Annotated in this window: 21 protein-coding genes and 1 other RNA gene; 13 read left to right on the forward strand and 9 right to left on the reverse strand. The window is 71.0% G+C overall.

The genetic code is table 11. The features are described from left to right. Positions 1 to 210 precede the first annotated feature (210 nt). Positions 211 to 1,131 (reverse strand): proteasome assembly chaperone family protein, encoded by a 921-nt coding sequence (locus ACFC1I_RS02740; protein WP_376006331.1) that lies wholly within the window; start codon positions 1,129 to 1,131, stop codon positions 211 to 213. Between the two features lie 85 nt (positions 1,132 to 1,216). On the opposite strand from ACFC1I_RS02740, the gene ACFC1I_RS02745 reads away from it, so the two are divergent. The 3 genes from ACFC1I_RS02745 to sucB all read left to right on the forward strand — a co-directional run bounded on the left by ACFC1I_RS02745 (position 1,217) and on the right by sucB (position 5,903). Beyond that, the gene (locus tag ACFC1I_RS02745; RefSeq protein ID WP_376006332.1) at positions 1,217 to 2,704 is read left to right on the forward strand and encodes a leucyl aminopeptidase; all 1,488 of its coding nucleotides are present in this window, start codon (positions 1,217 to 1,219) and stop codon (positions 2,702 to 2,704) included. Then, a complete protein-coding gene (lpdA, locus tag ACFC1I_RS02750; RefSeq protein WP_376006333.1) occupies positions 2,701 to 4,074 on the forward strand; it encodes a dihydrolipoyl dehydrogenase in 1,374 nt (457 codons plus the stop codon). Before ACFC1I_RS02745 ends, lpdA begins: the two co-directional genes overlap by 4 nt. Positions 4,075 to 4,136: 62 nt before the next feature. Beyond that, a complete protein-coding gene (sucB, locus tag ACFC1I_RS02755) occupies positions 4,137 to 5,903 on the forward strand; it encodes a 2-oxoglutarate dehydrogenase, E2 component, dihydrolipoamide succinyltransferase (RefSeq protein WP_376006334.1) in 1,767 nt (588 codons plus the stop codon). A 19-nt stretch (positions 5,904 to 5,922) separates the two neighbouring features. Here the strand turns inward: sucB and ACFC1I_RS02760 are convergent, their stop codons facing one another. Beyond that, the gene (locus ACFC1I_RS02760; protein WP_376006335.1) at positions 5,923 to 7,245 is read right to left on the reverse strand and encodes a hypothetical protein; all 1,323 of its coding nucleotides are present in this window, start codon (positions 7,243 to 7,245) and stop codon (positions 5,923 to 5,925) included. 124 nt (positions 7,246 to 7,369) lie between these two features. Here ACFC1I_RS02760 and ACFC1I_RS02765 point away from each other — a divergent pair, with 124 nt between their 5' ends. Further along, the gene (locus ACFC1I_RS02765) at positions 7,370 to 8,080 is read left to right on the forward strand and encodes a DUF4191 domain-containing protein (RefSeq protein ID WP_376006336.1); all 711 of its coding nucleotides are present in this window, start codon (positions 7,370 to 7,372) and stop codon (positions 8,078 to 8,080) included. 54 nt (positions 8,081 to 8,134) lie between these two features. Here the strand turns inward: ACFC1I_RS02765 and ACFC1I_RS02770 are convergent, their stop codons facing one another. Further along, on the reverse strand, positions 8,135 to 8,527 hold the full coding sequence (locus ACFC1I_RS02770) for an RDD family protein (protein ID WP_376006337.1): 393 nt from the start codon (positions 8,525 to 8,527) through the stop codon (positions 8,135 to 8,137). Positions 8,528 to 8,659: 132 nt separating this feature from the next. On the opposite strand from ACFC1I_RS02770, the gene glnA (ACFC1I_RS02775) reads away from it, so the two are divergent. From glnA (ACFC1I_RS02775) to ACFC1I_RS02795, 5 genes are all read left to right on the forward strand, one after another. After that, positions 8,660 to 10,084 carry a type I glutamate--ammonia ligase gene (gene glnA, locus ACFC1I_RS02775; RefSeq protein ID WP_376006338.1) on the forward strand — a complete coding sequence of 475 codons (1,425 nt, stop codon included), beginning with the start codon at positions 8,660 to 8,662 and terminating at the stop codon, positions 10,082 to 10,084. A gap of 114 nt (positions 10,085 to 10,198) precedes the next feature. Next, on the forward strand, positions 10,199 to 10,723 hold the full coding sequence (locus ACFC1I_RS02780) for a PH domain-containing protein (RefSeq protein ID WP_376006339.1): 525 nt from the start codon (positions 10,199 to 10,201) through the stop codon (positions 10,721 to 10,723). Further along, the gene (locus ACFC1I_RS02785) at positions 10,720 to 12,273 is read left to right on the forward strand and encodes a PH domain-containing protein (RefSeq protein ID WP_376006340.1); all 1,554 of its coding nucleotides are present in this window, start codon (positions 10,720 to 10,722) and stop codon (positions 12,271 to 12,273) included. Before ACFC1I_RS02780 ends, ACFC1I_RS02785 begins: the two co-directional genes overlap by 4 nt. 7 nt (positions 12,274 to 12,280) lie before the next feature. Then, positions 12,281 to 12,901 carry a TetR/AcrR family transcriptional regulator gene (locus tag ACFC1I_RS02790; RefSeq protein WP_376006341.1) on the forward strand — a complete coding sequence of 207 codons (621 nt, stop codon included), beginning with the start codon at positions 12,281 to 12,283 and terminating at the stop codon, positions 12,899 to 12,901. Between the two features lie 182 nt (positions 12,902 to 13,083). Further along, positions 13,084 to 13,686, forward strand: a complete 603-nt coding sequence (locus tag ACFC1I_RS02795; protein WP_376006342.1) for a peptidase M23 — start codon at positions 13,084 to 13,086, stop codon at positions 13,684 to 13,686. Between the two features lie 34 nt (positions 13,687 to 13,720). Here the strand turns inward: ACFC1I_RS02795 and ACFC1I_RS02800 are convergent, their stop codons facing one another. The 3 genes from ACFC1I_RS02800 to ACFC1I_RS02810 are packed head-to-tail and all read right to left on the reverse strand — an operon-like array spanning position 13,721 to position 18,361. After that, entirely contained in the window at positions 13,721 to 16,723 is a 3,003-nt protein-coding gene (locus tag ACFC1I_RS02800; RefSeq protein WP_376006343.1) for a bifunctional [glutamine synthetase] adenylyltransferase/[glutamine synthetase]-adenylyl-L-tyrosine phosphorylase, read from the reverse strand. 13 nt (positions 16,724 to 16,736) lie between these two features. Then, a complete protein-coding gene (gene glnA / locus ACFC1I_RS02805; RefSeq protein WP_376006344.1) occupies positions 16,737 to 18,074 on the reverse strand; it encodes a type I glutamate--ammonia ligase in 1,338 nt (445 codons plus the stop codon). 59 nt (positions 18,075 to 18,133) lie between these two features. Continuing rightward, positions 18,134 to 18,361, reverse strand: a complete 228-nt coding sequence (locus ACFC1I_RS02810; protein WP_376006345.1) for an SPOR domain-containing protein — start codon at positions 18,359 to 18,361, stop codon at positions 18,134 to 18,136. A gap of 97 nt (positions 18,362 to 18,458) precedes the next feature. On the opposite strand from ACFC1I_RS02810, the gene ppgK reads away from it, so the two are divergent. Further along, positions 18,459 to 19,223 carry a polyphosphate--glucose phosphotransferase gene (gene ppgK, locus ACFC1I_RS02815; RefSeq protein ID WP_376006346.1) on the forward strand — a complete coding sequence of 255 codons (765 nt, stop codon included), beginning with the start codon at positions 18,459 to 18,461 and terminating at the stop codon, positions 19,221 to 19,223. 55 nt (positions 19,224 to 19,278) lie between these two features. On the opposite strand, the gene rnpB is transcribed toward ppgK, so the two are convergent. Continuing rightward, positions 19,279 to 19,646: RNase P RNA component class A (gene rnpB, locus ACFC1I_RS02820), an RNA gene on the reverse strand. 19 nt (positions 19,647 to 19,665) lie between these two features. Between rnpB and ACFC1I_RS02825 the strand changes: the two genes are divergently transcribed. Then, positions 19,666 to 20,421: an LPXTG cell wall anchor domain-containing protein gene (locus tag ACFC1I_RS02825; protein ID WP_376006347.1), complete on the forward strand. Its 756-nt coding sequence runs from the start codon at positions 19,666 to 19,668 to the stop codon at positions 20,419 to 20,421. Positions 20,422 to 20,569: 148 nt separating this feature from the next. Beyond that, positions 20,570 to 22,207, forward strand: a complete 1,638-nt coding sequence (locus ACFC1I_RS02830; protein WP_376006348.1) for a DUF4012 domain-containing protein — start codon at positions 20,570 to 20,572, stop codon at positions 22,205 to 22,207. On the opposite strand, the gene ACFC1I_RS02835 is transcribed toward ACFC1I_RS02830, so the two are convergent. Continuing rightward, the gene (locus tag ACFC1I_RS02835) at positions 22,197 to 23,921 is read right to left on the reverse strand and encodes a bifunctional 3'-5' exonuclease/DNA polymerase (protein WP_376006349.1); all 1,725 of its coding nucleotides are present in this window, start codon (positions 23,919 to 23,921) and stop codon (positions 22,197 to 22,199) included. The genes ACFC1I_RS02830 and ACFC1I_RS02835 overlap by 11 nt on opposite strands. A gap of 27 nt (positions 23,922 to 23,948) precedes the next feature. Further along, positions 23,949 to 24,680, reverse strand: a complete 732-nt coding sequence (locus tag ACFC1I_RS02840; RefSeq protein WP_376006350.1) for a zinc ribbon domain-containing protein — start codon at positions 24,678 to 24,680, stop codon at positions 23,949 to 23,951. Between the two features lie 89 nt (positions 24,681 to 24,769). On the opposite strand from ACFC1I_RS02840, the gene ACFC1I_RS02845 reads away from it, so the two are divergent. After that, a complete protein-coding gene (locus ACFC1I_RS02845; RefSeq protein ID WP_376006351.1) occupies positions 24,770 to 26,314 on the forward strand; it encodes an amino acid permease in 1,545 nt (514 codons plus the stop codon). Position 26,315 lies beyond the last annotated feature (1 nt).

Here is a 26,315-nt window from a genome sequence, read left to right on the forward strand (position 1 = left end):
CCGGTCGGTTTCGGACACTAGTAAGACCCTTGTCAAGTCCACGTCTTCGACAGGAAGCCCCACGAAGACGGTTGACAACGGGTCAGAGCGTCTAGTATCTCATACTTGCCGTGCGCCGCCAGCATCGCCCTGCCGAGACCGGCGCACCTCCATCCCTGGTGTCAACACCCCGCTCGGGCGTGGAATTCCGCCGACGCGCGGCGGACGCGATCAGGAGCCGCGCTTGTCGTCCTCCGCGGGGCGGGTGGCGAGGAAGCGTTCGAGCTCGGCCGCCAGCTCGTCGGCGCTGGGGAGGTCGCCGGTGTGGATCATCGGGGTCGCCAGCGTCGATCCCGCCATGTAGGCGTCGTAGCGCTCTTCGAGGCCCTGCACCATGCGGGCAAGCTCGTCGCTGCCCGCGATCTGCTCGGTGACCTTGTCGAGGTACTCGCGGTTCTCCTCGCGCAGCTCGTCGCCGGCGAACACCAGGCCGGTCGCGACGGTGAGGCTGTCGAGCGCGGCCAGCGCGGCCGCGGGGTACTCGGTGTCGCCGAGGTAGTGCGGGATGAGCAGCACGAAGCCCGCCACGCGCACGCCCGCGGCGGCGAGGCGGTACTCGAGGAGGTGGCCCGCCGTGGCGGGCACCTGCGTGTGGGGCTGCCAGACCGAGTGCGCCTCGGTGAGCTCCGACCGCGTTCCGCTGACCGTGGTGCCGATCGGCCGGGTGTGAGGCACGGGCATCGGGATCGCGTGGACCCACGTCACCGTCGACACGCCGTACACCTCGGAGAATTCGAGGACCGCCTCGGTGAAGGCATCCCATGCGAAGTCCGGTTCGTATCCCGCCAGCAGCAGGAACGGCTGTCCGAGTGCGTCGTGGGCGAACGACAGCTCCAGGCGGGCCGGGCGGTAGTCCGTGAGGTGATCCTTCTCGAACGACACGATCGGGCGGCGCGCGCGGTAGTCCAGCAGCGTGTCGTTGGAGAACACGGCCAGCGGCGAAGGCGAGAGCTCGTCGCGGAAGTAGTCGATCACACGGCTGACGGCGCTGCCGGCATCGGTGAACCCGGTCAGGGCGATCACCAGCGGCAGCCCGCGCGGGACGGGCGGCGCTGAAGCCGCACGCTCGAACAGCGGGCCGGGAAAAGGCATGCACCCATGCTACGAGCCGTCCGCGGAGCTCGGGTCACGATGGTCGCGCTCAGAGCGAACAGTCGTCGTCCCTAGGATGGAGACCATGTCGTTTCCCGACCTCGAGTACCGCACCGCACCTGTCCGAGAGTCCGACGCAGACCTCCTCCTCCTCGCCCTTCCCCCGCTCGACGCCGAGGGATCGCCCGATCTCTCCGAGTGGCCGGGCCTCGGCGAAGCGCTGTCCGGAGTGGGTTTCACCGGCGCCGCCGGCTCCTGGGTCCGCGTCTACGCGCCCGAGGCGACGACGCTCCCGCTGGCCGTCGTCGGGACCGGTTCGGCTCCGGATGCCGCGACCCTGCGCGATGCGGTCGGCGCGGCGATCCGCGCGATCACCGGCTTCGCGACCGTCGCCGTCGCCGCCCCCTTCGCAGACCCCTCGCTGTGGACGGCGGCCGCCGAGGGCGCCGCTCTCGGCGGGTACCGCTTCGACGGCTACAAGACCGAGGCGCCGAAGCCGCGCGCCCAGCGCGTGGTGGTGCACGGCACCGCCGAGCCGGACGACGCCGCGCTCACGCTGATCATCGAGACCGCAGCATCCGTCGCCCTCGTCAAGGACCTCGTCAACACGCCGGCCGAATGGCTCGGACCCGCCGATGTCGCGACGCAGGCGGCCGCGGCCGTCGCGGACCTGCCGGTCACGGTCGAGATCCTCGATGAGGAGGCCCTCCGCGAGCAGGGCTTCGGCGGGATCCTCGGCGTGGGGCAGGGCTCGGACCGCCCGCCGCGCCTCATCCGCCTGGCGTACGCGCCCGACGGCGCCTCGCGTCACATCGCGCTGGTGGGCAAGGGCATCACCTTCGACACCGGCGGCCTGTCGCTGAAGCCCGCCGCCTCGATGGTCGGCATGAAGTACGACATGGCGGGCGCCGCCACCGTGCTCGGCGTGCTGCGCGCGGCGGCGGCCGTCAGCGCCCCGGTGAAGGTGACGGCGTGGCTCTGCGTCGCCGACAACATGCCGTCCGGGCGCGCCACGCGCCCGGGCGACGTGCTGCGCCTGGTCGACGGCACGACCGTCGAGGTGCTCAACACCGACGCCGAGGGACGCCTCGTGCTCGCCGACGGCCTGGTCGCCGCGAGCCGCGAGAAGCCCGATGTGATCGTCGACGTCGCGACCCTGACGGGGGCGATCCTCATCGCCCTCGGCACGCGCCACACCGGCGTGATGGGCGACGACGCCGCCGTGGCCGCCTATCTCGCCGCCGCCGCCGAGGCCGGCGAGCCCGCGTGGCAGCTGCCGCTGCCCGCCCACATGGTCGAGGAGCTCGACTCCCCCATCGCCGACCTGCAGAACGCCAAGATCGGCGATCCCGCGGGCGGCTCGCTCTTCGCAGGACTGTTCCTGCGGCACTTCGTCGGCCGCACGGCCGACGAGACGGATGCGCCCCGAATCCCCTGGGTGCATCTCGACATCGCCGGCAGCGGGACCCACAAGGGCGCGCCGTACGGCATCACCGACAAGGGACCGACTGCCGCCACCGTGCGCAGCCTGATCCGCTTCGTCATGACTGACCTCGATGAGGAGGCACGATGACCGACCACTCCTTCGATCTCGTCGTTCTCGGCGGTGGAAGCGGCGGCTATGCGGCCGCGCTGCGCGCCGCGGAGCTCGGCAAGACCGTCGCCCTCGTGGAGAAGGACAAGGTGGGCGGCACGTGCCTGCACCGCGGCTGCATCCCGACGAAGGCCCTGCTGCACGCGGCCGAGGTGGCCGAGACGGCACGGGATGCTGCGGCCATCGGCATCCGCGCGACCTTCGACGGCGTCGACCCGGCGGGCGTGCGCGCCTACCGCGAAGGCATCGTCGCGAAGAAGTACAAGGGGCTCGAAGGCCTGGTCAAGGCGCGGAAGATCACCGTCGTGCACGGAGAGGGGCGCCTCGAGGCAGGACCGGGCGTGCGCGTGGGAGACGACCTGTACCGCGGCACCGACGTGGTGCTCGCGACCGGCTCGTACAGCCGTACGCTGCCTGGCCTCGAGGTCGGCGGGCGCATCCTCACCAGCGAGCACGCGCTCGAGCTCGACGAGATCCCGGGCAGCGTCATCATCCTCGGAGGCGGTGTCATCGGGGTCGAGTTCGCAAGCGTCTGGCGCTCGTTCGGCGCCGAGGTGACGATCGTCGAGGCGCTCGAGCACCTCGTGCCCAACGAGGATCTGGCGCTGAGCAAGGGCCTCGAGCGCGCGTTCCGCCGCCGCGGCATCCAGTACTCGCTGGGCGTGCGCTTCCAGAGCGCGACGCAGACCGCGGAGGCCGTGACGGTCACGCTCGAAGACGGCAAGACCTTCACGGCGGACTACCTGCTCGTCGCCGTCGGACGCGGTCCGGCCAGCGCCGGCCTCGGCTATGAGGAGGCCGGCGTCACGATCGACCGAGGATTCGTCATCACCGACGAGCGCCTGCGCACCGGTGTCGACCATGTGTGGGCCGTCGGCGACATCGTGCCCGGCCTCCAGCTCGCGCATCGCGGGTTCCAGCAGGGCATCTTCGTCGCCGAAGAGATCGCGGGGCTCTCCCCTGTCGTGATCCCCGACACCCAGATCCCCAAGGTCACCTACAGCCACCCCGAAGTCGCCTCCGTCGGGCTCACCGAGGCCCAGGCGGCCGACGCCCACGGTGCCGACGGGATCGTGGCCTACGAGTACAACCTCGCGGGCAACGGCAAGAGCGAGATCCTGGGCACGAGCGGGACCGTCAAGGTGGTCCGAGTGAAGGACGGACCCGTGATCGGCGTCCACCTGATCGGCGACCGCGTCGGCGAGCTCATCACCGAGGGCCAGCTCGTCGTGGGCTGGGAAGCCCACCCCGAAGACATCGCGCCGTTCGTCCACGCGCACCCGACGCAGTCCGAGGCGCTGGGCGAGGCATTCCTCGCTCTCGCCGGCAAGCCGCTGCACGCGCTGTGACCCTTACGGCCGCGCCCCATCACTAAGCTAGATCCGATATTTCTTCAGAAGGAGACATCCTCATGAGCACATCCGTGGTCCTCCCCGCTCTCGGCGAGAGCGTGACCGAGGGAACGGTCACCCGCTGGCTCAAGAACGTCGGCGACACGGTCCAGGCGGACGAGGGCCTGCTCGAGATCTCCACCGACAAGGTGGACACGGAGATCCCTTCGCCCGTCAGCGGCGTGATCGAGGAGATCCTCGTGCAGGAGGACGAGACCGTCGAGGTCGGCGCCGTCCTGGCGAAGATCGGCGACGGCTCGGGCACCCCCGACGCCGCCCCGGCCCCCGAGGCCGCTGCTGCCGAGGCCGCTCCGGCCGCCCCCGCCGAGGCCGCACCGGCTCCGGCTCCGGCCGCCGAGGCTCCCGCCGCTCCGGCCGAGGCCGCACCGGCGCCCGCCGCCGAGCAGCCCGCCGCACCCGCGGGCGGTGGCAAGGAGGTGCTCCTTCCCGAACTCGGCGAGAGCGTCACCGAGGGCACCGTCACCCGCTGGCTCAAGCAGGTCGGCGAAGAGGTCGCCGTGGACGAGCCGCTTCTCGAGATCTCGACCGACAAGGTCGACACCGAGATCCCGTCGCCGTTCGCCGGCGTCCTGACCGAGATCCTGGTCGCCGAGGATGAGACCGTCGCCGTCGGCGCGGCGCTCGCCCGCGTCGGCGAGGCCGGTGCGGCGCCTGCCGCTGCCGCGCCCGCGCCGGCCGAGGCACCGGCCGCTGCTCCGGCTCCGGCTGCTGCGCCCGCTCCCGCGGAGGCTCCGGCGCCGGCTGCTGCCCCTGCCGCAGCACCCGCTGCGGCCCCTGCGGAGGCGCCGGCTGCTCCGGCTGCGGCGCCCGCCGCGGCCCCGGCCGCTCCCGCCGCCCCGGCACTCGTGGCCGAGGAGGACGGGATCACTTACGTCACGCCGCTCGTGCGTCGCCTCGCTCAGCAGCAGGGCGTCGACCTCGGCTCGGTCAAGGGCACGGGCGTCGGCGGTCGCATCCGCAAGGAGGACGTCCTGAAGGCCGCCGAGGCCGCCGCATCGGCGCCTGCCGCGCCGGCCGCCGCCGCCGCGCCCGCGCCGCTCGAGGTGTCGCCGCTGCGCGGCACCACCCAGCCGATGTCGCGGCTGCGCAAGGTTCTCGCCTCGCGTGCCGTGGAGTCGATGCAGTCGACCGCGCAGCTCACCACGGTGGTCGAGGTCGATGTCACCAAGCTCGCGACCTTCCGCGACAAGGTGAAGAACGACTTCCTGGCGAAGACCGGCGACAAGCTGTCGTTCCTGCCGTTCTTCGCACTGGCCGCGGCCGAGGCGCTGCAGGCGTACCCCGTCGTCAACTCGACGGTGGACGGTGACCAGATCGTCTACCCGGCGACCGAGAACCTGTCGATCGCCGTCGACACGGAGCGGGGCCTGCTGACCCCCGTGCTGCGCGACGCGGCGGGCAAGAACCTCGCCCAGATCGCGCACGAGATCGCCGACCTCGCCGCTCGCACGCGCGAGAACAAGCTGAAGCCCGACGAGCTCGCCGGCGGCACGTTCACGCTGACCAACACCGGCTCGCGCGGTGCGCTGTTCGACACGCCCGTCGTGTTCCTGCCCCAGACCGCGATCCTCGGCACCGGTGTGGTCGTCAAGCGCCCCGGCGTCGTGACGGTCGACGGCAAGGACGCGATCTCGGTTCGTTCGTACGTGTACCTCGCGCTGTCGTACGACCACCGTGTCGTCGACGGTGCGGATGCCGCACGTTTCCTCGGCGCCGTGAAGACGCGCCTCGAGGCGGCCGCGTTCGAGGGCAACCTGGGCGTCTGATCCAGGGCGGCTCCTGCTGCTAGGGCTGCTGCGCGACGTCCGAGACGTCGCGCAGCAGCCATTTCTCGTCTCTGCGGAGGATGACGACCATCTGCGGGGGTACGGAGCCGTCGTTCGCGTCGACCCGCAGCACCGCGATGTCGCCGAAGTCGTCCAGAAGCGTTACGGTGCGGGCGGCGGCGGGCGTGTCGATGGCGCCGGCAGGCAGCGGAACCGCGTCGACGGTGACGCCGGCGAGGCAGGCGACGTCGCCGGCGCACGTGAGCCGTGCGTCCAGGAGCTCGCCGGCCGTGCGAGCCAGGTCGACGGGGCCCGGCGCCGCGCCGTCCGCCGCCGGGGACGCGGCCTGGTCCGCGTCCCTCGTCGCAGGTTCTGCGGGCTGCGCGGGCTCTGACGGCGCTCGGGTGGACGCGCCCGGGCCGGCGTCCGTCGCGACACCGCTCGCGGAGGGCCACAGCGCGCCGCCGGCGAGCACGGCGACCGCGACCGCCCCGCCGAACAGCCACGGCGCGCGTCGCGCTCCCGTTGTCGGACGATCGGCGGTGCGCCGCAGCCGGCGCCACACCGCGGTCGTCGCCCGCGACACCGTGTCGGCGAGATCGTCGTCCACGCCGGCGACGAGCGTGTGCCACATCGAGCGGGGTGCGGGATCATGCGGCAGGTCCGTGACCCGCCTGGCCGTGTCGTGCGCGCCGGCGACGCCGTCGGTGGCGCGGCGCGGGTGCAGGCTGACCGTGCTGAGCGGCTCCGCCTCGGCGAGGGTGAACAGCGCCTCCTCCGCGGCCTGGAGTTCGTGGACCGAGATGCGCTCTGCGGCGAGAGCGCGCAGCGCGGTCTGCCACGTGCGCTGCGCCTGCGCGTCGACGGCCACCTGCTCGAGCACGGCGGCGGAGGCCTCGAACGCGCGCCGGGTCGAGGCATCCGTCGCCAGCACCGGCCTGCCGGTCTCGTCGAGCCACCAATCGCCTGCGGCGTCGGGCTCCCCGGCGATCTGCGCGCAGCCGCGCAGCACGCTCACCCCGAGCGTCACGGCCTCGCCCAGGGCGAGCGGCATCCGTCCCGCGCGCCGGCGGACGAACTCCTCGAGGCGCTCCGCGCAGACCGGGAGCACCGCATCATGCCCGTCGACGCGGCGTACGACGTCGACGGGAGCCAGCAGATGCCCGTCCGGTGCAGCATCCCATCCCCGCCACTGCGGACCCAGCCCCGCGGCATCGACCAGCACGTACGCCTCGCCGCTCGCGGTGCGCACGAGCGTGCCTGACCAGGGGCCGTCGTCCCGTGCCCGTACCGCGCGGATGGCGCGGTACGGGGTCCCGAGCGGGCTGTCGGCGGACGTCATGACGCCATTGTGCGACCGTGCACCCGGCACCCGCCCGGGCGGCCGGGCATCTGTGGATGAATGCCGTCCGCCCGCCGCTGTGGAGGAACCGAGCAGGAGCTCGCGAAAAGGTAGGCTGGAAGCTATGGCCGCGCGCAGTTCCGCCCCCGAGAAGGGCCCGGGATTCTTCTCCCAGATCCGCACCCTGTACACCTTCACCCAGAAGGAGTTCCGCTGGCTGCCGTTCCTGCTGGCCGGCATCCTCCTCCTCGGCATCGCCGCGGGCGTCGGAGTCGGGTTCCTGATCCCGCCGGTCGCCGTCTGGAGCATCATCCTGTGGGGCGTGACCGGCCTCATGCTCGGCGTGCTCGCGTCGATGATGACGATGACCCGCCTGTCGACCCGCGCCATGTACAAGAAGATCGACGGGATGCCGGGCGCCACCGGCCACGTCCTCTCGACGTCGCTGGGCCGCAAGTGGCAGGCCAGCGAGATGCCGGTGGGCATCAACCCCAAGACGCAGGAGGCGGTCTACCGCGCGATCGGTCGCGGCGGCGTCGTGATCGTGGGCGAGGGCGCCCGCGGCCGTCTCACCCGTCTCGTGAACGACGAGCGCTCGAAGGTGCAGCGCGTCGCGTCGGGCGTTCCCCTGACCGTCCTCTACGTGGGCCACGGCGAGGGCGAGACACCGATCTCCAAGCTCACGCCGACCATCAAGGCGCTGCCCACGAAGATCGACCGCGCCACGATGGCCGCGGTCATCAAGCGCATCGAGTCGGTCTCGCAGTCGCTCACGTCGCTGCCGATCCCGAAGGGCATCGACCCCACGAAGGTCCGCGCACCGCGTCCGCGCTGAGCGCGCGCGTCTGAACCCGGTCCGGCCCGATGTGCCCGACCGGGTTCAGTCGTCTCAGGAGCGGATCAGGACGGTGCCCGCGGCCTTGTCGTGCAGGCCGCGCTGGTCGGCGTCCCAGATGACCGCCGGGATCGCGAGGATGAGGAGGGCCGTGCGGACGACGGGCCGCCACAGGCCCACCCACGCGCCGTCGAGGCGCACCAGCCGCAGGCCGAAGATGCGGTGACCCGGACTTCCCTGGAGTGTCGGGAGGAACACGATCTGGATGGCCGCGAAGATCGCGAGGATCGCCAGCGGGTCCCATCCGAAGAATCCCGAGATGAGGTAGGCGGCGCCGTAGTCGAGGAAGAGAGCGCCGACACGGCGGCCCAGTCGGCCGATGGATCCGGTGCCCTCGCGGGGCAGTCCGAGGCGTTCGCCGGGATAGTCCTGGGTGCTCTGCGTCACTTCCCCAGCGTACCCAGGTGGCCGTAACATCCCCGAAACACAAGTGATACTGGAGGGCAATGCCCTGCGGGTAGCTTGCCAAAGAGCCCGACCCGCACGGGCGGATCCGAATGCCCTACCTCTGGAGTCTTCATGTTCAAAGATTCATCCGAGGTGCTGAAGTTCATCAAGGACGAGGACGTGAAGTTCCTCGACATCCGTTTCACGGATCTCCCTGGCGTGCAGCAGCACTTCAACATCCCGGCCTCCACCGTCGACGAAGAGTTCTTCACGGTCGGCCAGCTGTTCGACGGCTCCTCCATCCGGGGCTTCGCGAACATCCACGAATCGGACATGCAGCTGATCCCCGACGTGTCGACGGCGTACCTCGACCCGTTCCGCGAGGCGAAGACGCTCATCATGGTCTTCGACATCTACAACCCGCGCAACGGCGAGATCTACTCGAAGGACCCGCGCCAGGTCGCCAAGAAGGCCGAGAAGTACCTCGCCTCGACCGGCATCGCCGACACCGCGTTCTTCGCCCCCGAGGCCGAGTTCTACATCTTCGACGACGTCCGCTACGAGGTGAAGCAGAACTCCAGCTTCTACTCGGTCGACTCCGAAGAGGGCGCCTGGAACACCGGCCGCGCCGAAGAGGGCGGCAACCTCGCGAACAAGACGCCGTTCAAGGGCGGCTACTTCCCGGTCTCGCCCGTCGACAAGACGGCCGACCTGCGCGACGACATCAGCCTCCGCCTCATCGAGTCGGGTCTGCACCTCGAGCGTGCGCACCACGAGGTGGGCACCGGCGGCCAGCAGGAGATCAACTACCGCTTCGACACGATGGTGCACGCGGCTGACGACATCCTGAAGTTCAAGTACATCGTCAAGAACGTGGCGAACGAGTGGGGCAAGGTCGCGACCTTCATGCCGAAGCCCCTCTTCGGCGACAACGGCTCGGGCATGCACACCCACCAGTCGCTGTGGCTCGAGGGCAAGCCGCTCTTCTACGACGAGAAGGGCTACGCGCAGCTCTCCGACCTCGCCCGTTGGTACATCGGCGGCATCCTGGCGCACGCGCCGGCGCTGCTCGCCTTCACCAACCCGACGCTCAACTCGTACAAGCGCCTCGTCAAGGGCTACGAGGCGCCGGTCAACCTGGTGTACTCGGCCGGCAACCGCTCCGCGGCGATCCGCATCCCGATCACGGGCTCGAACCCCAAGGCCAAGCGCATCGAGTTCCGCGCGCCGGACGCCTCGGGCAACCCGTACCTCGCCTTCGCCGCTCAGCTGATGGCCGGCCTCGACGGCATCCAGAACCGCATCGAGCCGCACGAGCCGGTCGACAAGGACCTGTACGAGCTTCCTCCCGAGGAGGCGAAGAACATCCCGCAGGTGCCGAACTCGCTGCTCGACTCGCTCGAGGCGCTGCGTGCCGACCACGAGTTCCTGCTCAAGGGCGGCGTCTTCACGCCCGAGCTGATCGAGACGTGGATCGAGTACAAGATCGAGAACGAGATCCAGCCGCTCAACGCGCGTCCGCACCCGTTCGAGTACGAGCTGTACTTCGGCGTCTGACGTTCCAGCTCCGACACAGAAGGGCCCCGCGAAAGCGGGGCCCTTCTGTGTCGGGTTCTGAGAGATTTAGACCGATCGGACCAATCTGCAACCGATCGGTCTAGACTCTCAGACATGAGCGTCGCCGATGTCGTCCCGCCCGTCCCGCCCGTCCCGCCGAAGGTCCGACAGCCCGCACAGAGGATCGATCCGCGTGCCATCGGGTGGTGGATGCTGCGCGGCGCGCTCGCCTCGGGCATCCCGCTCGGCGTGCTCATTGCGGCTGCCGCCCTCTGGGAGCCGATCCGGGTCTGGCTCGTCGCGCCGATCGTCGTGCTCGCGCTCGTGCTGATCGCGAAGGTCGCGGTCGAACCGTGGTGGCGCTATCGCGTCCACCGGTGGGAGATCACCGAACGCGCCACGTATGCGTCCCGCGGCTGGCTCGTCGTCGAGTGGCGGGTCTCCCCCACATCCAGGATTCAGACGGTGGATGCCGTGCGCGGCCCGCTCGAGCAGCTGTTCGGCCTTTCGACTCTGCGCGTCACGACCGCGTCCTCGTATGGATCCGTCGACGTGCGCGGGCTCGACCGGCGCACCGCCGAGCAGGCGGCCGCCCGATTGGCGGCGATCGCCGAGCTGTCCGAAGGCGACGCGACGTGAACGCGGTCACCGAAGGCCACCCCGAGTGGCAGCGGCTGAGCGCACGCGTCGTGTGGGTGGACGTCGTCGTGAGCATCCTGTCGCTCCTTCCCGGCGCGATCGCGATCTGCGTCGTCGGTCTCGACCCGTCGTCCGGAGTGCTGTGGCCGCTCGCGTTCATCGCCGTGGTCGGGGTCGTCGGCGCGGTCGGCGACATCCTCCGGTGGGCCTTCACGAGTTTCCGGATCACCGATCACGACATCGAGCGGCGAACCGGCCTCTTCGTTCGACGACACCGCGCGATCCGCCGTGAGCGCGTCCGCAGCGTCGACACGGCCGCGAAGCTCCGCCACCGGCTCTCGGGGCTGCGCGTCGTCACGATCGGCGCCGGTCAGCAGACGGGCGCCGGCGAGTCGGCCCTGGTGCTCGACGCCCTGTCGGCGGCAGACGCGGAGCGGCTGCAGCAGCGGCTGCTCGCGACCCGGTCTCCGAGCGCGGGCTCGGACGCCGCAGTGGCCGCGGAGCCCGAGGAGACCGGCCAGGCTGAGGCGGCGGCGAAGGTCCTCGCTACCTTCCAGCCGTCGTGGGTCTGGTACAACATGTTCAGCATCTGGGCCTACCTCATGGCGGCCGGTCTGCTGTGGGGAGCGTACTGGCTCGTGTCGTCGTTCGGCGTCGATCCGGTGGGGATCATCGCACGCGTCGTGGACTGGGAGGCGATCGGCTGGCCGGGTGCCGTCCTCATCGGCCTGGTGGCGGTCGGCGTGTTCGGGGCGATCAGCATGGGCGTCAAGTTCGTGCTCGACTACGGGCGCTTCGAGCTTTCCCGGGTGCGGTCGGGCGATGCCGCCTACCTCCGCACGCGGCGTGGGCTGCTCAGCACGAGGGAGGTCAACCGCGACGAGGCGCGCGTGCGCGGCATGTCGATCGGCGAGCCCCTGCTGTGGCGGTGGATGGGCATGGCCGATACGAACCTCATCACCACCGGCCTCAACGTCTGGGATCCCGCGGCTCCGAGTGCGATCCTGCCGCGAGGGCCCGTGCGCGTCGCGCGACGGGTCGCCGGTGACATCTTCGGTGACCACGATCCGCTCGCGGCACCGCTCACCTCCCACCCTCCCGCCGCGCTGCGCCGGCGCCTGTGGTGGGCGACAGCGATCGGTGTGACGCCGGCGCTCGCGCTGACCCTGCCGGCCCTGCATGGTGCGGTGCCCGGCTGGCTGCCGTGGGCGACGCTGGGCATCCTCCCCTTCGCGCTGGCGGGCGCCTGGATCGCGAACCGCGCACTGGGCCACACCGTCGCCGGGCCCTACGTCGTCGTGCGCGCAGGACTCCTCAGCCGGACCACGTCCGCCCTGCGACGTGACGCGGTCAGCACGGTCGCGGTCCGGCAGTCGGTGCTCCAGCGCAGGCTGGGGCTCAGCACGGTGTCGGCGATGACGGCGGCGGGGTGGTGGGCGTACGAGGCGGCCGACGTGCGGGCGTCCGATGCCGTCGCGCTCGCTGCGGCGTCCGCCCCCGGACTGATCGACGAATTCATGGTGCCCCGTACGCCCCCGCACCAGGGATGATGAAGGGATGCCGCCGTCGGAATCCCGCGCCCGCACGTTCACCGAGACCGCACGCCGGGCGCAGATCATCGCCGCAGCGATCGACACCGTCAACGCGATCGGGTTCCACCGGGCATCGCTGGCCGAGATCGCGACGCGCGCTCGTGTGGCCAAGAGCGCGATCGTCTACTACTTCTCGTCGAGGGACGCCCTCATGCTCAGCGTCGTCGAGGAGGTCTTCAGCCGCGTGGAGACGGCGGTCGCCGCGGCAGAGGTGGTCGAGGGCGGCCCCGCCGCGCGGCTCGGCGCGTATGCCCGCGCCTACCTGTCGTACGTGGACGGCCATCGGGCGGAGGTCACCGCTGGCGTGGAGATCGTCGTCTCGCACCGCGTCGAGGACGGCACGCCCCTCTACCTGCTGCGAGACCCCGACGACTCGTCGCTGCTGCGCCGGATCCTTCGCGAGGGTATGGACGAAGGCGCGTTCCGCCGTATGCCGCTGGATGTCGCCGTCACGCTGGTGGAGTCCCTGCTCGACGTCTGGACGTCCGAACTCCAACGCGATCTAGAGGCCGAACTCGGATCGTTCGGCGAGCAGATCGTGGAGTTCCTCCTGCAGGGGATCGCACCGTCTCCGGACGCGGCTTAGGCTGAACGAGCCCGTCCGCGCTCACCGACCGAAGGCGACCCGAATCGATGCCCGCCGGCCCCACCCCCGCGAAACCGCGTCGTCGTGCGCGCCGGAAGAGGGCATCCGCCAGGCGCCGCCGGCCTCAGCAGCGGCACGCGCGCGGTCGTGCGCGACGTGCCGGCGTCGCGCTGGCGATCGCGGTGCCGGCGGTCTTCTTCGCCGCGTTCCTGGTCGGTGCGGCGCTCCTGGCCGGCAGCTTCCGGATGTCCTGGGCGGATGAGCTCGCTCTCGCGCCCAGCGAGCGTTCGCCGGCGCCGCCTCCCAAGATCGAGTCGACGGTCGCCGGGTACCGGGTCGAGCAGCTCACGAACGCCTGCACGATCCTCGTCGCCGGACGGGATCTCGGGTTCGACACTCGGGACCAGACGATCGCCGTGATGACGGCGATGGGCGAATCGTCGCTGCGCAACATCGACTACGGCGACTGGGAGACGAGCGGCGTCACCAATCCCGACGGCTCGCGGACCACCTCGATCGGGCTCTTCCAGCAGCAGGACTCCTGGGGAACGCGAGAGGCGAGGCTGGATCCCTACACGGCGGCGACCGTGTTCTACCGGGCCATGGCGGAGCGCGTGCCCGATCGCGCGGGTGTCGAGCCGACGCTCGTCGCGCACCGGACGCAGATCAACGCCGATCCGTACCACTACGCCCGCTATTGGGATCGCGCGGTCCGCGTGGTGGCCGCGGTCACCGGCAGCCCGCTGGAGGGCGACCGCATCGACGGCATCCCGCACTGCCCCTGAGCGAGAGCGGGCGCGGGTCGCAGCATCCAACCGGTCAGCCGTAGAAGAGCTTCTCGAACACGCGACGTGCGCGGCGCGTCGTTCCGAGATAGTCCTCCTCGACCTGCGTGGCCGACCGCGGCGGGTACTCGAGCAGCCGGCCGATGCCGTCGAGCTTCTTGCGGTCGACGGGCAGCACGTCGCTCGTCTGGCCGGACAGCAGCGTGTTGGCCGAGCGCAGGCGGCTCGCGAGGCGCCAGGCTTCGGCGAGCCGGTCCGCAGCGCTGGAGGGGATGAGCCCGGCGCTCTCGGCGGCGCGCAACGCCCCCAGAGTGGACGTCGTGCGCATCTCGGGCACGGCGTGGGCGTGCTGCAGCTGCAGCAGCTGCACGAGCCACTCGACGTCGCTGAGCGAACCCGGACCGAGCTTGAGGTGCCGCGAGGGGTCGACGCCCTGCGGCAGCCGCTCGCTCTCGACGCGCGCTTTGATCCGCTTGATCTCGCGCGTGGCGGCGAGGTCGACGGCAGAGGGATAGCGCACGCGATCGGCGAGCGCCATGAAGTCGCCGATGAGCTTGACGCTGCCGGCGACGCCGCGCGCCCGCAGCAGCGCCTGCGCCTCCCACGAGAGCGCCCATCGCCGGTAGTACTCCTCGTACGCGTCGAGCGAGCGCGCGAGCGGGCCGTTGCGGCCCTCCGGGCGCAGGTCGGCGTCGAGCTCGAGCGGGACGCGGTGATCCTCGGAGTGGGTGCGCAGCGCCGCGACGAGTTTGAGGGCGAGCTCGTGCGCCCGCTGCGGATCGACGCCGTTCGCGCGGTAGACGTACATGACGTCGGCGTCGGAGCCGAAGCCGAGTTCGGCGCCGCCGAAGCGCCCCATCGCGATCACCGAGAAGTCGAGGGCGGCGTCCTCGGCAGGCACGATCTCGCGGCGCACGGCGCGCAGCGTCGCCTGGATCGTGACCTCGGTGATGGTCGTCAGGGCATCCGCGACCTCCTCGATCGTGACGCTGCCGAGGATCGCGCCCATCGCGACGCGCAGCTGCTCGCGGCGGCGGAGCGCGCGCACTGCGCGCATCGCGTCGATGGTCGTGTGGTGGCGGGTCTGGATGGCCCGCGCCTCCTGCTGCAGCGCCACGCCCGAGCGCGGCCGCAGCAGCTCGGGGTCATCGAGCCACGCCGCGGACTCGGGGATCCACTCGATGAGCTCCCCCACGTAGCGGGACCCCGACAGCACGCGGGAGAGGCTCTCGGCGGCGCCCGACGAGTCCCGCAGCATGCGGAGGAACCAGTGCGTGTCGCCGAGCCGCTCGCTGAGCCGGCGGAAGGCGAGGAGCCCGTAGTCCGGATCGACGCCGTCCGCGAACCAGCGGATCATGACGGGCATCAGGTGACGCTGGATCGTCGCCTTGCGGCTCAGGCCCGTGGTGAGCGCGGCGATATGGCGCAGCGCGCCGGCGGGGTCGGCGAAGCCGATGGCCGCCAGCCGGTCGTGCGCCTGCTCGGTCGACAGCACGCGCTCGTCGGCCGGCAGCGCCGCGACCGCCGACAGCAGCGGCCGGTAGAAGAGCCGGACGTGGATGTCGCGCACCTCGCGCTTGACCGACTCCCAGAGCTGCCAGATCCCGTCTCCGGTGTCGGCGAGGCCGGTCGCGCGCGCGAGGACCCTGAGCTCCTCCGGACGCGACGGCATCAGGTGCGTGCGGCGCAGCTGGCGCAGCTGCACGCGGTGCTCGAGCAGCCGCAGCACGCGGTAGTCCCGCGAGAAGGCGGACGCCTCGACCCGGCCGATGTACCCCTCGGCGACGAGCGCGTCGAGCGCCTCGAGCGTGCCGCGCTGGCGGATGCGGTCGTCCGAGAGGCCGTGCACCAGCTGCAGGAGCTGCACGGTGAACTCGATGTCGCGGATGCCTCCCGGGCCGAGCTTGAGCTGGTAGGGGACGTCGGCCGGGGGGATGTGCTCGGTCACGCGCTCGCGCATGCGCTGCACGCTGTCGACGAAGTTCTCGCGGGCGGCGCTCGTCCACACCTTGGGCTGGACCGCCTCGATGTAGGCCTCGGCGAGCTGCTCGTCGCCCGCGATGGGCCGGGCCTTCAGCAGCGCCTGGAACTCCCAGCTCTTCGCCCAGCGGTCGTAGTAGGCCAGGTGGGAGTCGAGCGTGCGAACGAGCGCACCCTGCTTGCCCTCGGGACGCAGGTTGGCGTCCACCTCCCATAGCGGCGGCTCGATCTCGACGCCCGAGATGCCGCGCATCGTCTGCACAGCGAGCCGGGTCGCGATGTCGACGATGCGGCTCTCACCGAACTCCTCGACGGCGTCGTCGTCGCCCCCGCCCACGAAGATGACGTCGACGTCGCTGACGTAATTGAGCTCGCGGGCACCGGTCTTGCCCATGCCGATGATCGCGAGCTTCGTGCGCGCCACCTGCTCGCGCGGAAAGAGCCCCGCCCCGACGGCGCCCCCCGAGACACGGGTGCGGGCGACGGCGAGCGACGCCTCGAGCGCCGCGCCGGCGGCATCCGCGAGGCGGGCCGACACCGCGGCCACCTCGTCGACGGGCGCCGGGCTCAGGAGATCGTACGCGGCGATGCGCGCGAGCATCCGGCGGTACCGCACGCGCAGCGCGACCCACGCGCTCTCCCCCGCGTCCGCCGCGAACCCGTCGACGGCGTCGACCGACGCGAGCAGCTCCGAGCGCAGTTCGCCGGGCGTGGGCAGACGCTCCCCCGCTCCCTCGAGCTGGTCGAGCTCTGCGGGGTGGCGGAAGAAGAACTCGCCGAAGCCGGTCGATGCGCCCAGCAGCGCCCACAGCGCGCGCCAGGCGCCCTGTCGCTCGCTGGCGCGGCGGACGGATGCTGCGTCCCGGCGTGCGAGCCGCGCCAGCGCGTTCAGCGCCTCGTCGGGATCGGCCGCATCGGCGGCTCCGTCCAGCAGCGCATCGCGGGGCGCATCGGTGAGCTCGGAGAGTTCGCCGAGCAGAGCTTCGGCGTCGGTGAGCCGGCTGAAACCCAGGCGTGCGAGCGGAGTCAGGGAAGCCGGACGTTCGCTCGCGGACATGCGTCAGCCGGTCTCAGAGCATCTCGAGGTTGCTCTTGAGCTCGAACGGGGTCACCTGCGAGCGGTACTCCTGCCACTCGCGGCGCTTGTTGAGGAGCACATAGTTGAAGACCTGCTCGCCGAGGGTCTCGGCGACGAGCTCCGACTCCTCCATGTACTCGAGCGCGTGGTCGAGGCTCGCGGGCAGAGGGGCGTAGCCGAGCGCCCGGCGCTCCGCATCCGTCAGCGACCACACGTTGTCCTCCGCCTCGGGCGGCAGCTCGTACTCGTTCTCGATGCCCTTGAGGCCCGCGGCCAGCATGAGCGCGTACGACAGATAGGGGTTGGCCGCCGAATCGAGCGCGCGGTACTCGACCCGCGACGACTGGCCCTTGCTGGGCTTGTACAGCGGCACGCGCACGAGGGCCGAGCGGTTGTTGTGCCCCCAGCAGATGAAGCTGGGCGCCTCGTCGCCTCCCCACAGGCGCTTGTACGAGTTGACGAACTGGTTCGTCACGGCGGAGATCTCGTTCGCGTGGCGCAGCAGGCCGGCGATGAACTGACGGCCGACCTTCGAGAGCTGGTACTGGGCGCCCTCTTCGTAGAACGCGTTGACGTCGCCCTCGAACAGCGACATGTGCGTGTGCATACCGCTGCCGGGCTTGCCCGTGAGGGGCTTCGGCATGAAGGTCGCGTACACGCCCTGCTCGATCGCCACCTCTTTGATGACCGTGCGGAACGTCATGATGTTGTCGGCCGTGGTCAGCGCGTCGGCGTAGCGCAGGTCGATCTCGTTCTGACCGGGGCCGCCCTCGTGGTGGCTGAACTCCACCGAGATGCCGAGGTCCTCGAGCATGCGCACCGACCGGCGGCGGAAGTCGTGGGCGGTGCCGCCGGGGACGTTGTCGAAGTAGCCTGCCGAGTCGACCGGCTCGGGGCCGTCGGTGCCGAACGACGAGGACTTCAGCAGGTAGAACTCGATCTCGGGGTGCGTGTAGAACGTGAACCCCGCGTCCGCGGCCTTCGCGAGCGTGCGCTTGAGGACGTGGCGCGGGTCGGCGACCGCCGGCTGCCCGTCCGGCGTCGTGATGTCGCAGAACATGCGCGCGGTCGGATCGATCTCACCGCGCCAGGGAAGCGTCTGGAACGTGGTGGGATCGGGGTGGGCGAGCAGGTCGGACTCGTACGAACGCGTCAGTCCCTCGATCGCCGAGCCGTCGAAGCCGAGGCCCTCGCTGAAGGCTCCCTCGACCTCGGCGGGAGCGATGGCGACGGACTTGAGCGTGCCGATCACGTCTGTGAACCACAGCCGTACGAACTTCACGCCTCGTTCTTCGATGGTCCTCAGAACGAAGTCACGCTGCTTGTCCATCGCGTCCTCTCCGGTGCCGGATCAGCCCCGGTGCCTGAAACGGCGGGGCGCAAGCCAGACTACTGGTCGTCGCCGCCGTCGCCCGACACGGTGTCGGAGCCCCACGAGTCCTCGCGGGCCTCGTCCGCCGCCCACGCGCGCGAGCGCTCCTTGATGACCTCGGGGGCCTTGGCCGCCTCCTCGGGAGTGTCGAAGGGGCCGGCGCGGTCCGGCGCGGGCGATTCGAAGCCCTTCTCCACCTCGCCGGTCTTGAGGTTGTACCAGTACTTCTCGCTGCCGCTCGTCATCGTGCACGCTCCTCGCATCGCGGGCCGGGCGCCCTCAGCACGATCCTACTGACGCCCGCTTCGTCAGCGACCGCGTCGGCGTCGATAGGCTGTCGACATGGCATCTGACGCGGCACGCGCCGTCGGCGTGGACATCGGCGGTACCGGAATCAAGGCGGGGATCGTCGATCTCGAGAAGGGCGAACTCGTCAGCGACCGCGTGAAGGTCGCCACACCTGCGGGCGCGCACCCGCCGGACGTGCTGGCCGCCGTCACCGAGGTGCTCTCCACGCTCGGCGTCGCCGACGACCCGTCCGTGCCGCTCGGCGTGGCCTTCCCCGCGATCGTCAAGAACGGGCGCACGCTGTCGGCTGCGAACGTGTCGGACGAATGGATCGACTTCGCGGCCGAGAAGTTCTTCGAGGACGGGCTCGGGCGCGAGATCCACTTCGCGAACGACGCGGATGTCGCGGGCGTCGCGGAGGTCCGCTACGGAGCGGCGAAGGACCAGTCGGGCCTCACGATCCTCACCACCCTCGGCACGGGAATCGGCTCGGCGCTCCTCTACGACGGCGTGCTGGTTCCGAACTCGGAGCTCGGCCATGTGCAGCGCGCGCGTCACGGCAAGGACGCCGAGGCCTACGCCGCGTACTCCGCGATGGAGCGTCATCACCTCTCGTGGGAGCAGTGGGCGAAACGTCTGCAGTGGTACTACAGCCACATCGAGTTCCTCTTCAGCCCCGACCTGTTCGTCGTGGGCGGCGGCGTGTCGAAGCACTCCGACAAGTTCCTGCACCTGCTCGACATCAAGACACCGATCGTGCCTGCCGTGCACCGCAACAACGCGGGGATCATCGGCGCCGCGGCGCTCGCGCGCGGCTGACCGAGCGGCACGCCGCGGCGGGACGCGCCGCCCCCGCGTGGGGCGGCGGAGAGGGCGAATGGGCCGGCCTGTACGCCGGGTTCTGTCCGGGGGCGTGAGCCCCGTGGACGGTCATCTCTCTCGGCGACACGTTGCCGTGCCGCTCCAGCGGCCTACCCGGGGACTCGGCGGGCCGCGTCGTCATCCCCTGTCTGGCCTTGCTCCGGGCGAGGTTTACCGTGCGGGCCGTGTCACCACGACCCCGGTGGTCTCTTACACCACCCTTTCACCCTTACCCGGCCGAAGCCGGGCGGTCTGCTCTCTGTGGCACTGTCTCGCGGATCGCTCCGGGTGGGTGTTACCCACCGCCCTGCCCTGTGGAGCCCGGACGTTCCTCGGCACGAGGCGGCGAACCGCCCGCGACGCGACCGTCCAGCCGACCCATTCGCTCCGACGATTTTAGGTGAATCAGAGCGAAACCTCGTCCAGAAGTGCTGTCGAGGAGCCGCGCGATGGAGTAAAGTCAGCAACACGGCCCTTCTGGGGAGTTGGGTCGTTCATGCCTGCTGGGGAGGCAATTGTGAAGCGACCATTTTTTCTCGCGCTCGCTGTCGTCGCGCTCGTCGCGTTGAGCGCACCCACGGCGGCTATGGCCGAGGGAGACGATTACACGCCGACGAATCCGGCGACCCCGACTCTCGCGGGCTCCACCGCGGTCGGCGTCTGCGAAAAGGACGCGCCGTGGATCGCGTTCAACGTCGCGTTGATCGACCCGGATTCGCAGGTGACCAGCAATGAGGCGAAGCTCGTCATCACGGACGGGGCGAACACCGAGACCATCGTCCTGGGGACGCTGGTGGACGGCGGGTTGTCGGGTCGGGTCCTCTGGCCCGGCGCATCGGTGAACGCCGCAGGTGAAGCAACGGGCTGGCCGGGCTGGGCGTTCGAGAACGGCCAGTGGGTCGAGGTATCCGGCAACTTCGCCTGGACGCGTGGTCCGATCACCGCGACGATCGAGGTCAACCCTTCGCTCGTCGTTCCGCTGTCGTACCCGCCCGCGACGCCGCAGTGTGCGGCCGGACCGCACAATCCGTCCACTGCGTCGCTCCCTGCGACAGGCATGGCGGCGGCGGTCGGCCCGATCGCGATCGCCGGTGCGATCGCCCTCGCGATCGGCCTCGCCTTCGTGATCTTCCGACGACGCTCCGCGCGACGCTGACGTGGTGATGTCCACGGCGAAGGGGGCGCCGCGGAAGGCTCGACGCTGGATCCTGATCGGAGTCTTGTCGATCGGGGTGCTTGCGCTGACCTGCGCTGCGTGGCTGGGTTGGCGGATCTGGTCCGTCAAGTCTGAGCTTGATGCGCTGGTGCCGTTGGCGGCGCAGGCGCGCAGCGCGCTGGACGCTCAAGACCTGGATCAGCTCACGTCGGTGGCCGAAGAGATGTCGGCGCACGCCGACCGCACGGCGAGTGCGACGAGCGACCCGATCTGGCGGCTGGCAGAGGCCACCCCGGCGATCGGCGCGAACCTCGTCGCGGTACGCGTGGTGTCCGAGGAGCTGGGCCACATCTCGTCCGCCCTGCCGGGAGTCCTGGCGATCGCCGGCGCTCTCGAAGACCGCGCGCCCGGAACACTCGTGGACACGGCTGCGCTGGCAGCCTCCGCGGCATCGGTCGAACAGGCAGCGGCGTCTCTCACCGGCTCGGCCGAGTCGTTGCACGCCGTCGATGTCGATGCCCTGATCTCCCCCGTGGCCAAGGGCGTCACGGAGTTGCGTGCAGCAGCGGACCTTCTCGCTCCACTCGCCGACGTCGCGGCGGGCGCTGCTCGAGTCCTGCCGTCGGCGCTGGGCGGCGACGGCGCACGGTCGATCCTGCTGATGGTGCAGAATCCGGCCGAGTTGCGCACGGGCGGCGGCATCTCGGGCAGTTTCGTCGAGTTGCGTGCAGCCGACGGCGCCCTGACTCTCGTCGGCCAGGCGGACTCCTCCGCGTTCCCGCGGCGTGCCGCGCCGATCGTGGATCTGCCCGAAGCGACGACCGCGCTGTTCGGAGACGGGGTGGGCCGATACGTGCAGAACGCATCGATGACCCCCGATTTCGCCGTGTCGGGTGAGATGGCGTCGGCGTGGTGGGCAGGCCTGAGCGGGCGTACGCCCGACATGGTCGTCGCCGTCGACCCCTACGTGCTGCAGGCGCTCCTGTCGGTGACGGGCCCCGTCCCGCTGCCTTCGGGCGCTGTGCTGGAGGCCGGCAACGTTCTCGACGAGCTTCTCGTGCAGCCCTACCTGTCGATGTCGTCCGAGCAGCAGACAGAACTCTTCGCGACCGCCGTCGACGCGGTCTTCGCGCGGGTGTCGGATGGCTCGATGGATGCGCTCGCCCTCCTCCGTGCCGTGCAGCAGCCGGCGGCGGACGGACGCATCTCGGTGTGGAGCGCGCACGCTGAGGAGCAGAGTGTCATCGGCGGATCGCCCATCGGGGGCGCGTCAGCACGGCAGGAGGCCGCGGGCGCCGGGGCGTTCGCCGTGTACTTCAACGACGCGACCGGCGGCAAGATGGCCGGCTACCTCGATGTCGCGATCGAGAGCCGCACGGTCGAGTGCCGCGAGGACGGACTGGCGGACGTGGTCGTGACGGTGACCATGGGAAGCCACGCCCCCGCGGATGTCGAGGCGTTCCCCCTCAGCCTGACCGGCGGGGGCTTGTTCGGCGTCGGCGCGGGAGACATCGGAACGAACGTCACGGTGACTGCTCCGAAGGGCTCGTTCGTCGGCGAGGTCGTGGTGAAGGGCGAGCCGTACCCCGCGGCGTCCGCCGTCGACGACGACCGTGCAGCCAGCACCGCCAGGGTGAACCTCTCCCCGGACGAGGTCAACGTGCTCGAGTTCCACTTCCTCGTCTCCCGGGAGGACGCGAACGCCCAGTCGATCGTCCACACGCCTCTGATGAACGCCCCGGCGCTGCGCGTCGGTGAAGGGTGCCCCGCCGGCGTCAGTCCTTGAGCGCGCTCTCGGCGATGCGGACGTCGAGCCGGAAGTCGAGGGGGAAGCCACCGAAGAGTAGGCGTCCCGCGGTGGCCGCAGCATCCGTCACCGCTTGCGCGGCGGCATCCGCGTGCTCCTCGGGGGCGTGCACGATCACTTCGTCGTGCAGGAAGAAGGCGAGGTGCGGGAGGCGGGCGAACGCCGGCCCGGAGCGAGGCGCCGCACGATGCGGCTCGACCGGCGGGAGCGCGGCGAGCCGGCCGCGCAGGTCGGCCAGCCACGCGAGCGCCCACTCGGCGGCGGTTCCCTGCACGACGAAGTTGCGCGTGAAGCGGCCGCGGTCGCGCGCCCAGCGCCTGGCACGGGTCTCGTCTGCCCCGGATGCCTCGGCCTCGGTCGCACGTGACTGGGCGGCCGCCCATTCCGGCGACGGCGCGGGCGAGGTGCGGCCGAGCCACGTCGAGACGACGCCGCCGTCCTCTCCGGTGCGCGCCGCGTCGTCGACGAGCCCCATCGCGCGCGGGTAGGCGCGGCGCAGGCGCGGGACGAGGCGCCCGGACTCCCCCGTCGTGGCGCCGTACATCGCGCCGAGCATCGCGATCTTCGCCTCCTGCCGGGTGGCCACCGCGCCGCTCTCGACGATCCCGGCGTACAGGTCGCGGCCGCGTGCCGCCGCGGCCAGGGCGGTGTCGCCCGACATCGCCGCCAGCACGCGCGGCTCGAGCTGCGCCACATCGGCCACGACCAGCCGCCACCCGGGGTCGGCGCGGACAGCCTCGCGCAGCTGACGCGGAAGCTGCAGCGCTCCCCCGCCAGACGACGCCCAGCGCCCGGTGACGACCCCGCCCGGAACGTAGACCGGACGGAACCGGCCGTCGGAGACCCACTCCGACAGCCACGTCCATCCGTTCGCCGACAGGAGCCGCGACAGCTTCTTGTACTCGAGCAGCGGCTCGATGACGGGGTGGCGCTGCTCGGCGAGCTCCCACCGGTTGGTCGACTCGACCAGCACACCGACCCGGTGCAGCGACCGGAGCAGCTTCGGCTGGGAGTCGAGGCTCGCGGAAGGATCGCCGAGCGCCGCCCGCACGCGTTCGGCCGCCGCGGCGAGCTTCACGGGCTGCGCGCCACCGGGGCGGCGCTCCCCGAGCGTGTCGACGAGGATGCGGTCGTGCGCCGCGGCGTCCCACGGCAGTCCCGCGGCCCTGAGCTCTGCGGCCACGAGCGCACCCGCGGACTCGGCCGCCGTCAGCAGCCGGAGACGACCGGGCTCGGCGCTGCCGGCGATGGCATCGCGCTGGCGTGCGAACTCGGCCAGCGCCGCGTCGGCATCGGCGGGCGGGCCTGTCGGGCGTGCGACGGCGTCCAGGTCGAACAGGGCGGGCGCCGCTGCTTCGGCATTCACGTGGGCCGCAGCATCCCACTCCCGTGCCTGTCCGACCCCTGCCGTCTCGGGGACCAGCGCGGAGTCGCGCAGGATCGCGTGACACAGGCGCAGGTCGTGGCACCGGGCGACGCGAACGCCGTCGGCGAGCAGCGTGGCGTACCACTGCGGGGTGTCGTGCCAGATCCACCGCGGCGCCCAGCGGGCCTCCGCCTCCGAGATCCACGACGACAGAGCCGGGGCTTCGACGGCGTGGCGGCCGATCTCGTCCGTGTCCGCATCGAGGAGGACGGCGGCGGAACCGCGTCCGGTCCGACCGAGGACGATCCAGGCGGGGGCGTCAGACACGCCCACCGCGGCACAGCCCGGGTGCGGTCACAGCCCGGATTCGTCGTCGCGCACGAGGACGCAGCCGCACTCGGGGCACATCACGACGTCGTTCTCGCCGGCCTGGCGCAGCACCTGGATGTCAGTGCCGGCGAGCACCATGTGACAGCCCTCGCACGTCCGGCGCCGCAGGAACGCCGCACCGGCGCTGCGGACCGCGAGGCGGTCGTACAGGGCGAGGAGGTCGGCGGGGACGCTGCCCGCGACGGCCGCGCGGTCACGGGTGGCGGCATCGAATGCCGCGGTCGCCTCGGCGACGGCGCGCTTGCCGTCGGCGCTCAGCTCGGCGCCCTCGGCGTTGGTCGCCGCGATGAGGGCCTCCTGTTCGGCGACGGCGGCGTCGGCGATCTCGAGCCGCTCCATGACGGCGAGCTCGGCGTCTTCGAGGTCGCTCTTGCGGCGCGCGAGCGCGGCCAGCTCGCTCTCGAGCCCCTGCGCCTCCTTCGAGTTCGTCGAAGCGGCGAGACGGTCCGCATCGCGTGCGGCGCGGGCGTCGACGACGGCGACGTCGGACTCGATGCGCGCCAGCTCGGTGCGCAGATCGTCGCGGGCGCCGAGGCGCGTTCCCAGCTCCTGCGACAGCTCCTGCCGGCGGCCCAGCAGCTCCTGCACGCGGCCGGCCTGTGGCGGATTCTTGCGTGCGTTGTCGGCCTGGCGGATGCGGGCGTCGAGCTGGGCGACCTCGACGAGGCGGCGCTGGTCTGCGGGGCTGGCGTTCACGTCACCAACCTACCGTGGGGCATCGACGGCGCGAGCGGTGAGGGCTACCATTCGACGACCGGCCCTTCCGAAGACGAAAGGCGCGAACCATGGGCGTTCTCCGCACCAAGTCCGTCGAACAGTCGATCGCCGACACCGACGAACCGGAATTCCGACTCAAGAAGTCCCTGACGGCCCTGGACCTCACGGTCTTCGGCATCGGCGTCGTGATCGGCGCCGGGATCTTCACCCTCACCGGCCGCGCGGCGCACGAGGTCGCAGGCCCCGCCATCGTCATCAGCTTCGTGGTCGCGGCGATCGCCTGCACGCTCGCCGCCCTCTGCTACGCCGAGTTCGCGTCGACCGTGCCGGTGTCCGGCTCCGCCTACACGTTCTCGTACTCGTCTCTCGGCGAACTGTTCGCCTGGATCATCGGGTGGGACCTCATCCTCGAGATGTTCCTCGGAGCGAGCGTCGTGGCGCAGGGATGGAGCGCGTACCTCGGCACGCTCTTCGAGCAGCTGGGGATGCCGATCCCTGCCGAGATCGGCTACGGCGGCACCGTCGATCTCATGGCGATCCTTCTCGTGCTGGTGCTCGGCGGGCTCATGACCTTCGGCATCAAGGAGTCGTTGCGCGTCAACATGGTGCTCGTCGCGGTGAAGCTCTTCATCGTGCTGTTCGTCATCGTCGCGGGACTGCTGTTCGTGAGCCCCGCGAACTGGTCGCCGTTCGTCCCCGAGCCGGCTCCGAGAGAGACGGCGACGGGGCTCAGCCAGCCGCTGCTCCAGTTCCTGTCGGGCATCGAGCCGACGGCGTTCGGCGTCGGGGGCATCTTCGCCGGCGCCGCGCTCGTGTTCTTCGCGTACATCGGCTTCGACGTCGTGGCGACCACGGCCGAAGAGACGCGTCGCCCGCAGCGCGACCTGCCCATCGGCATCATCGCGTCGCTCGTGATCTGCACGCTGCTGTACTGCGCGGTCGCCCTCGTGGTCACCGGGATGGTCCCCTATCAGGACCTCGACCCCGCGGCGGCCCTCGCGAACGCCTTCGCCTTCCACGGCGCGACCTGGATGGCGACCCTGATCTCGGCGGGCGCCGTCGCCGGCCTCACGACGGTCGTGCTGACCCTCCTGATCGGCGCCACGCGCATCATCTTCGCGATGTCGCGCGATGCGCTCCTGCCGATCCGCCTCGCCAAGGTGCACCCGCGATTCCGCACCCCGTGGGTCATCTCGATCCTGGTCACGATCGTCGTCGCCGTCGTCGCGGGCTTCACGCCGATCGGCCTGCTCGAAGAGATGGTCAACATCGGCACGCTGTCGGCGTTCGTGCTGGTGTCGATCGGCGTCATCGTGCTGCGGCGCAAGCGCCCCGACCTGCATCGCTCGTTCCGCGTGCCGCTCAGCCCGTGGCTGCCGGGTCTGTCGGCCGCGATCTGCGTCTACCTGATGCTCAACCTCACGGTCGAGACATGGCTGCGATTCCTCGTGTGGCTCGCGATCGGTTTCGTGATCTACTTCGCCTACTCGCACCGCCACTCGCGGATCGGCCAGCCCGGGTACCAGGACTTCGCCCTCCCGCACGTCGTCTCGCACGAACGCGACGACGGCCGAAGGGACGGTGTCGGGGATTCGTCCGCGGACCGGCCATGAA

Origin of the sequence: Microbacterium sp. NPDC056044, from assembly GCF_042267145.1 — a bacterium.
GTDB lineage: Bacteria > Actinomycetota > Actinomycetes > Actinomycetales > Microbacteriaceae > Microbacterium.

What these genes read in the sequence shown, in the direction of transcription:
- ACFC1I_RS02790 (WP_376006341.1), top strand. Translation starts at nt 12,281, where the DNA reads ATGCCGCCGTCGGAATCCCGCGCCCGCACGTTCACCGAGACCGCACGC.
- ACFC1I_RS02765 (WP_376006336.1), top strand. Translation starts at nt 7,370, where the DNA reads ATGGCCGCGCGCAGTTCCGCCCCCGAGAAGGGCCCGGGATTCTTCTCC.
- ACFC1I_RS02800 (WP_376006343.1), bottom strand. Translation starts at nt 16,723, where the DNA reads ATGTCCGCGAGCGAACGTCCGGCTTCCCTGACTCCGCTCGCACGCCTG.
- glnA (WP_376006344.1), bottom strand. Translation starts at nt 18,074, where the DNA reads ATGGACAAGCAGCGTGACTTCGTTCTGAGGACCATCGAAGAACGAGGC.
- sucB (WP_376006334.1), top strand. Translation starts at nt 4,137, where the DNA reads ATGAGCACATCCGTGGTCCTCCCCGCTCTCGGCGAGAGCGTGACCGAG.
- ppgK (WP_376006346.1), top strand. Translation starts at nt 18,459, where the DNA reads ATGGCATCTGACGCGGCACGCGCCGTCGGCGTGGACATCGGCGGTACC.
- ACFC1I_RS02810 (WP_376006345.1), bottom strand. Translation starts at nt 18,361, where the DNA reads ATGACGAGCGGCAGCGAGAAGTACTGGTACAACCTCAAGACCGGCGAG.
- ACFC1I_RS02745 (WP_376006332.1), top strand. Translation starts at nt 1,217, where the DNA reads ATGTCGTTTCCCGACCTCGAGTACCGCACCGCACCTGTCCGAGAGTCC.
- ACFC1I_RS02845 (WP_376006351.1), top strand. Translation starts at nt 24,770, where the DNA reads ATGGGCGTTCTCCGCACCAAGTCCGTCGAACAGTCGATCGCCGACACC.
- glnA (WP_376006338.1), top strand. Translation starts at nt 8,660, where the DNA reads ATGTTCAAAGATTCATCCGAGGTGCTGAAGTTCATCAAGGACGAGGAC.
- ACFC1I_RS02760 (WP_376006335.1), bottom strand. Translation starts at nt 7,245, where the DNA reads ATGACGTCCGCCGACAGCCCGCTCGGGACCCCGTACCGCGCCATCCGC.
- ACFC1I_RS02740 (WP_376006331.1), bottom strand. Translation starts at nt 1,131, where the DNA reads ATGCCTTTTCCCGGCCCGCTGTTCGAGCGTGCGGCTTCAGCGCCGCCC.
- ACFC1I_RS02780 (WP_376006339.1), top strand. Translation starts at nt 10,199, where the DNA reads ATGAGCGTCGCCGATGTCGTCCCGCCCGTCCCGCCCGTCCCGCCGAAG.
- lpdA (WP_376006333.1), top strand. Translation starts at nt 2,701, where the DNA reads ATGACCGACCACTCCTTCGATCTCGTCGTTCTCGGCGGTGGAAGCGGC.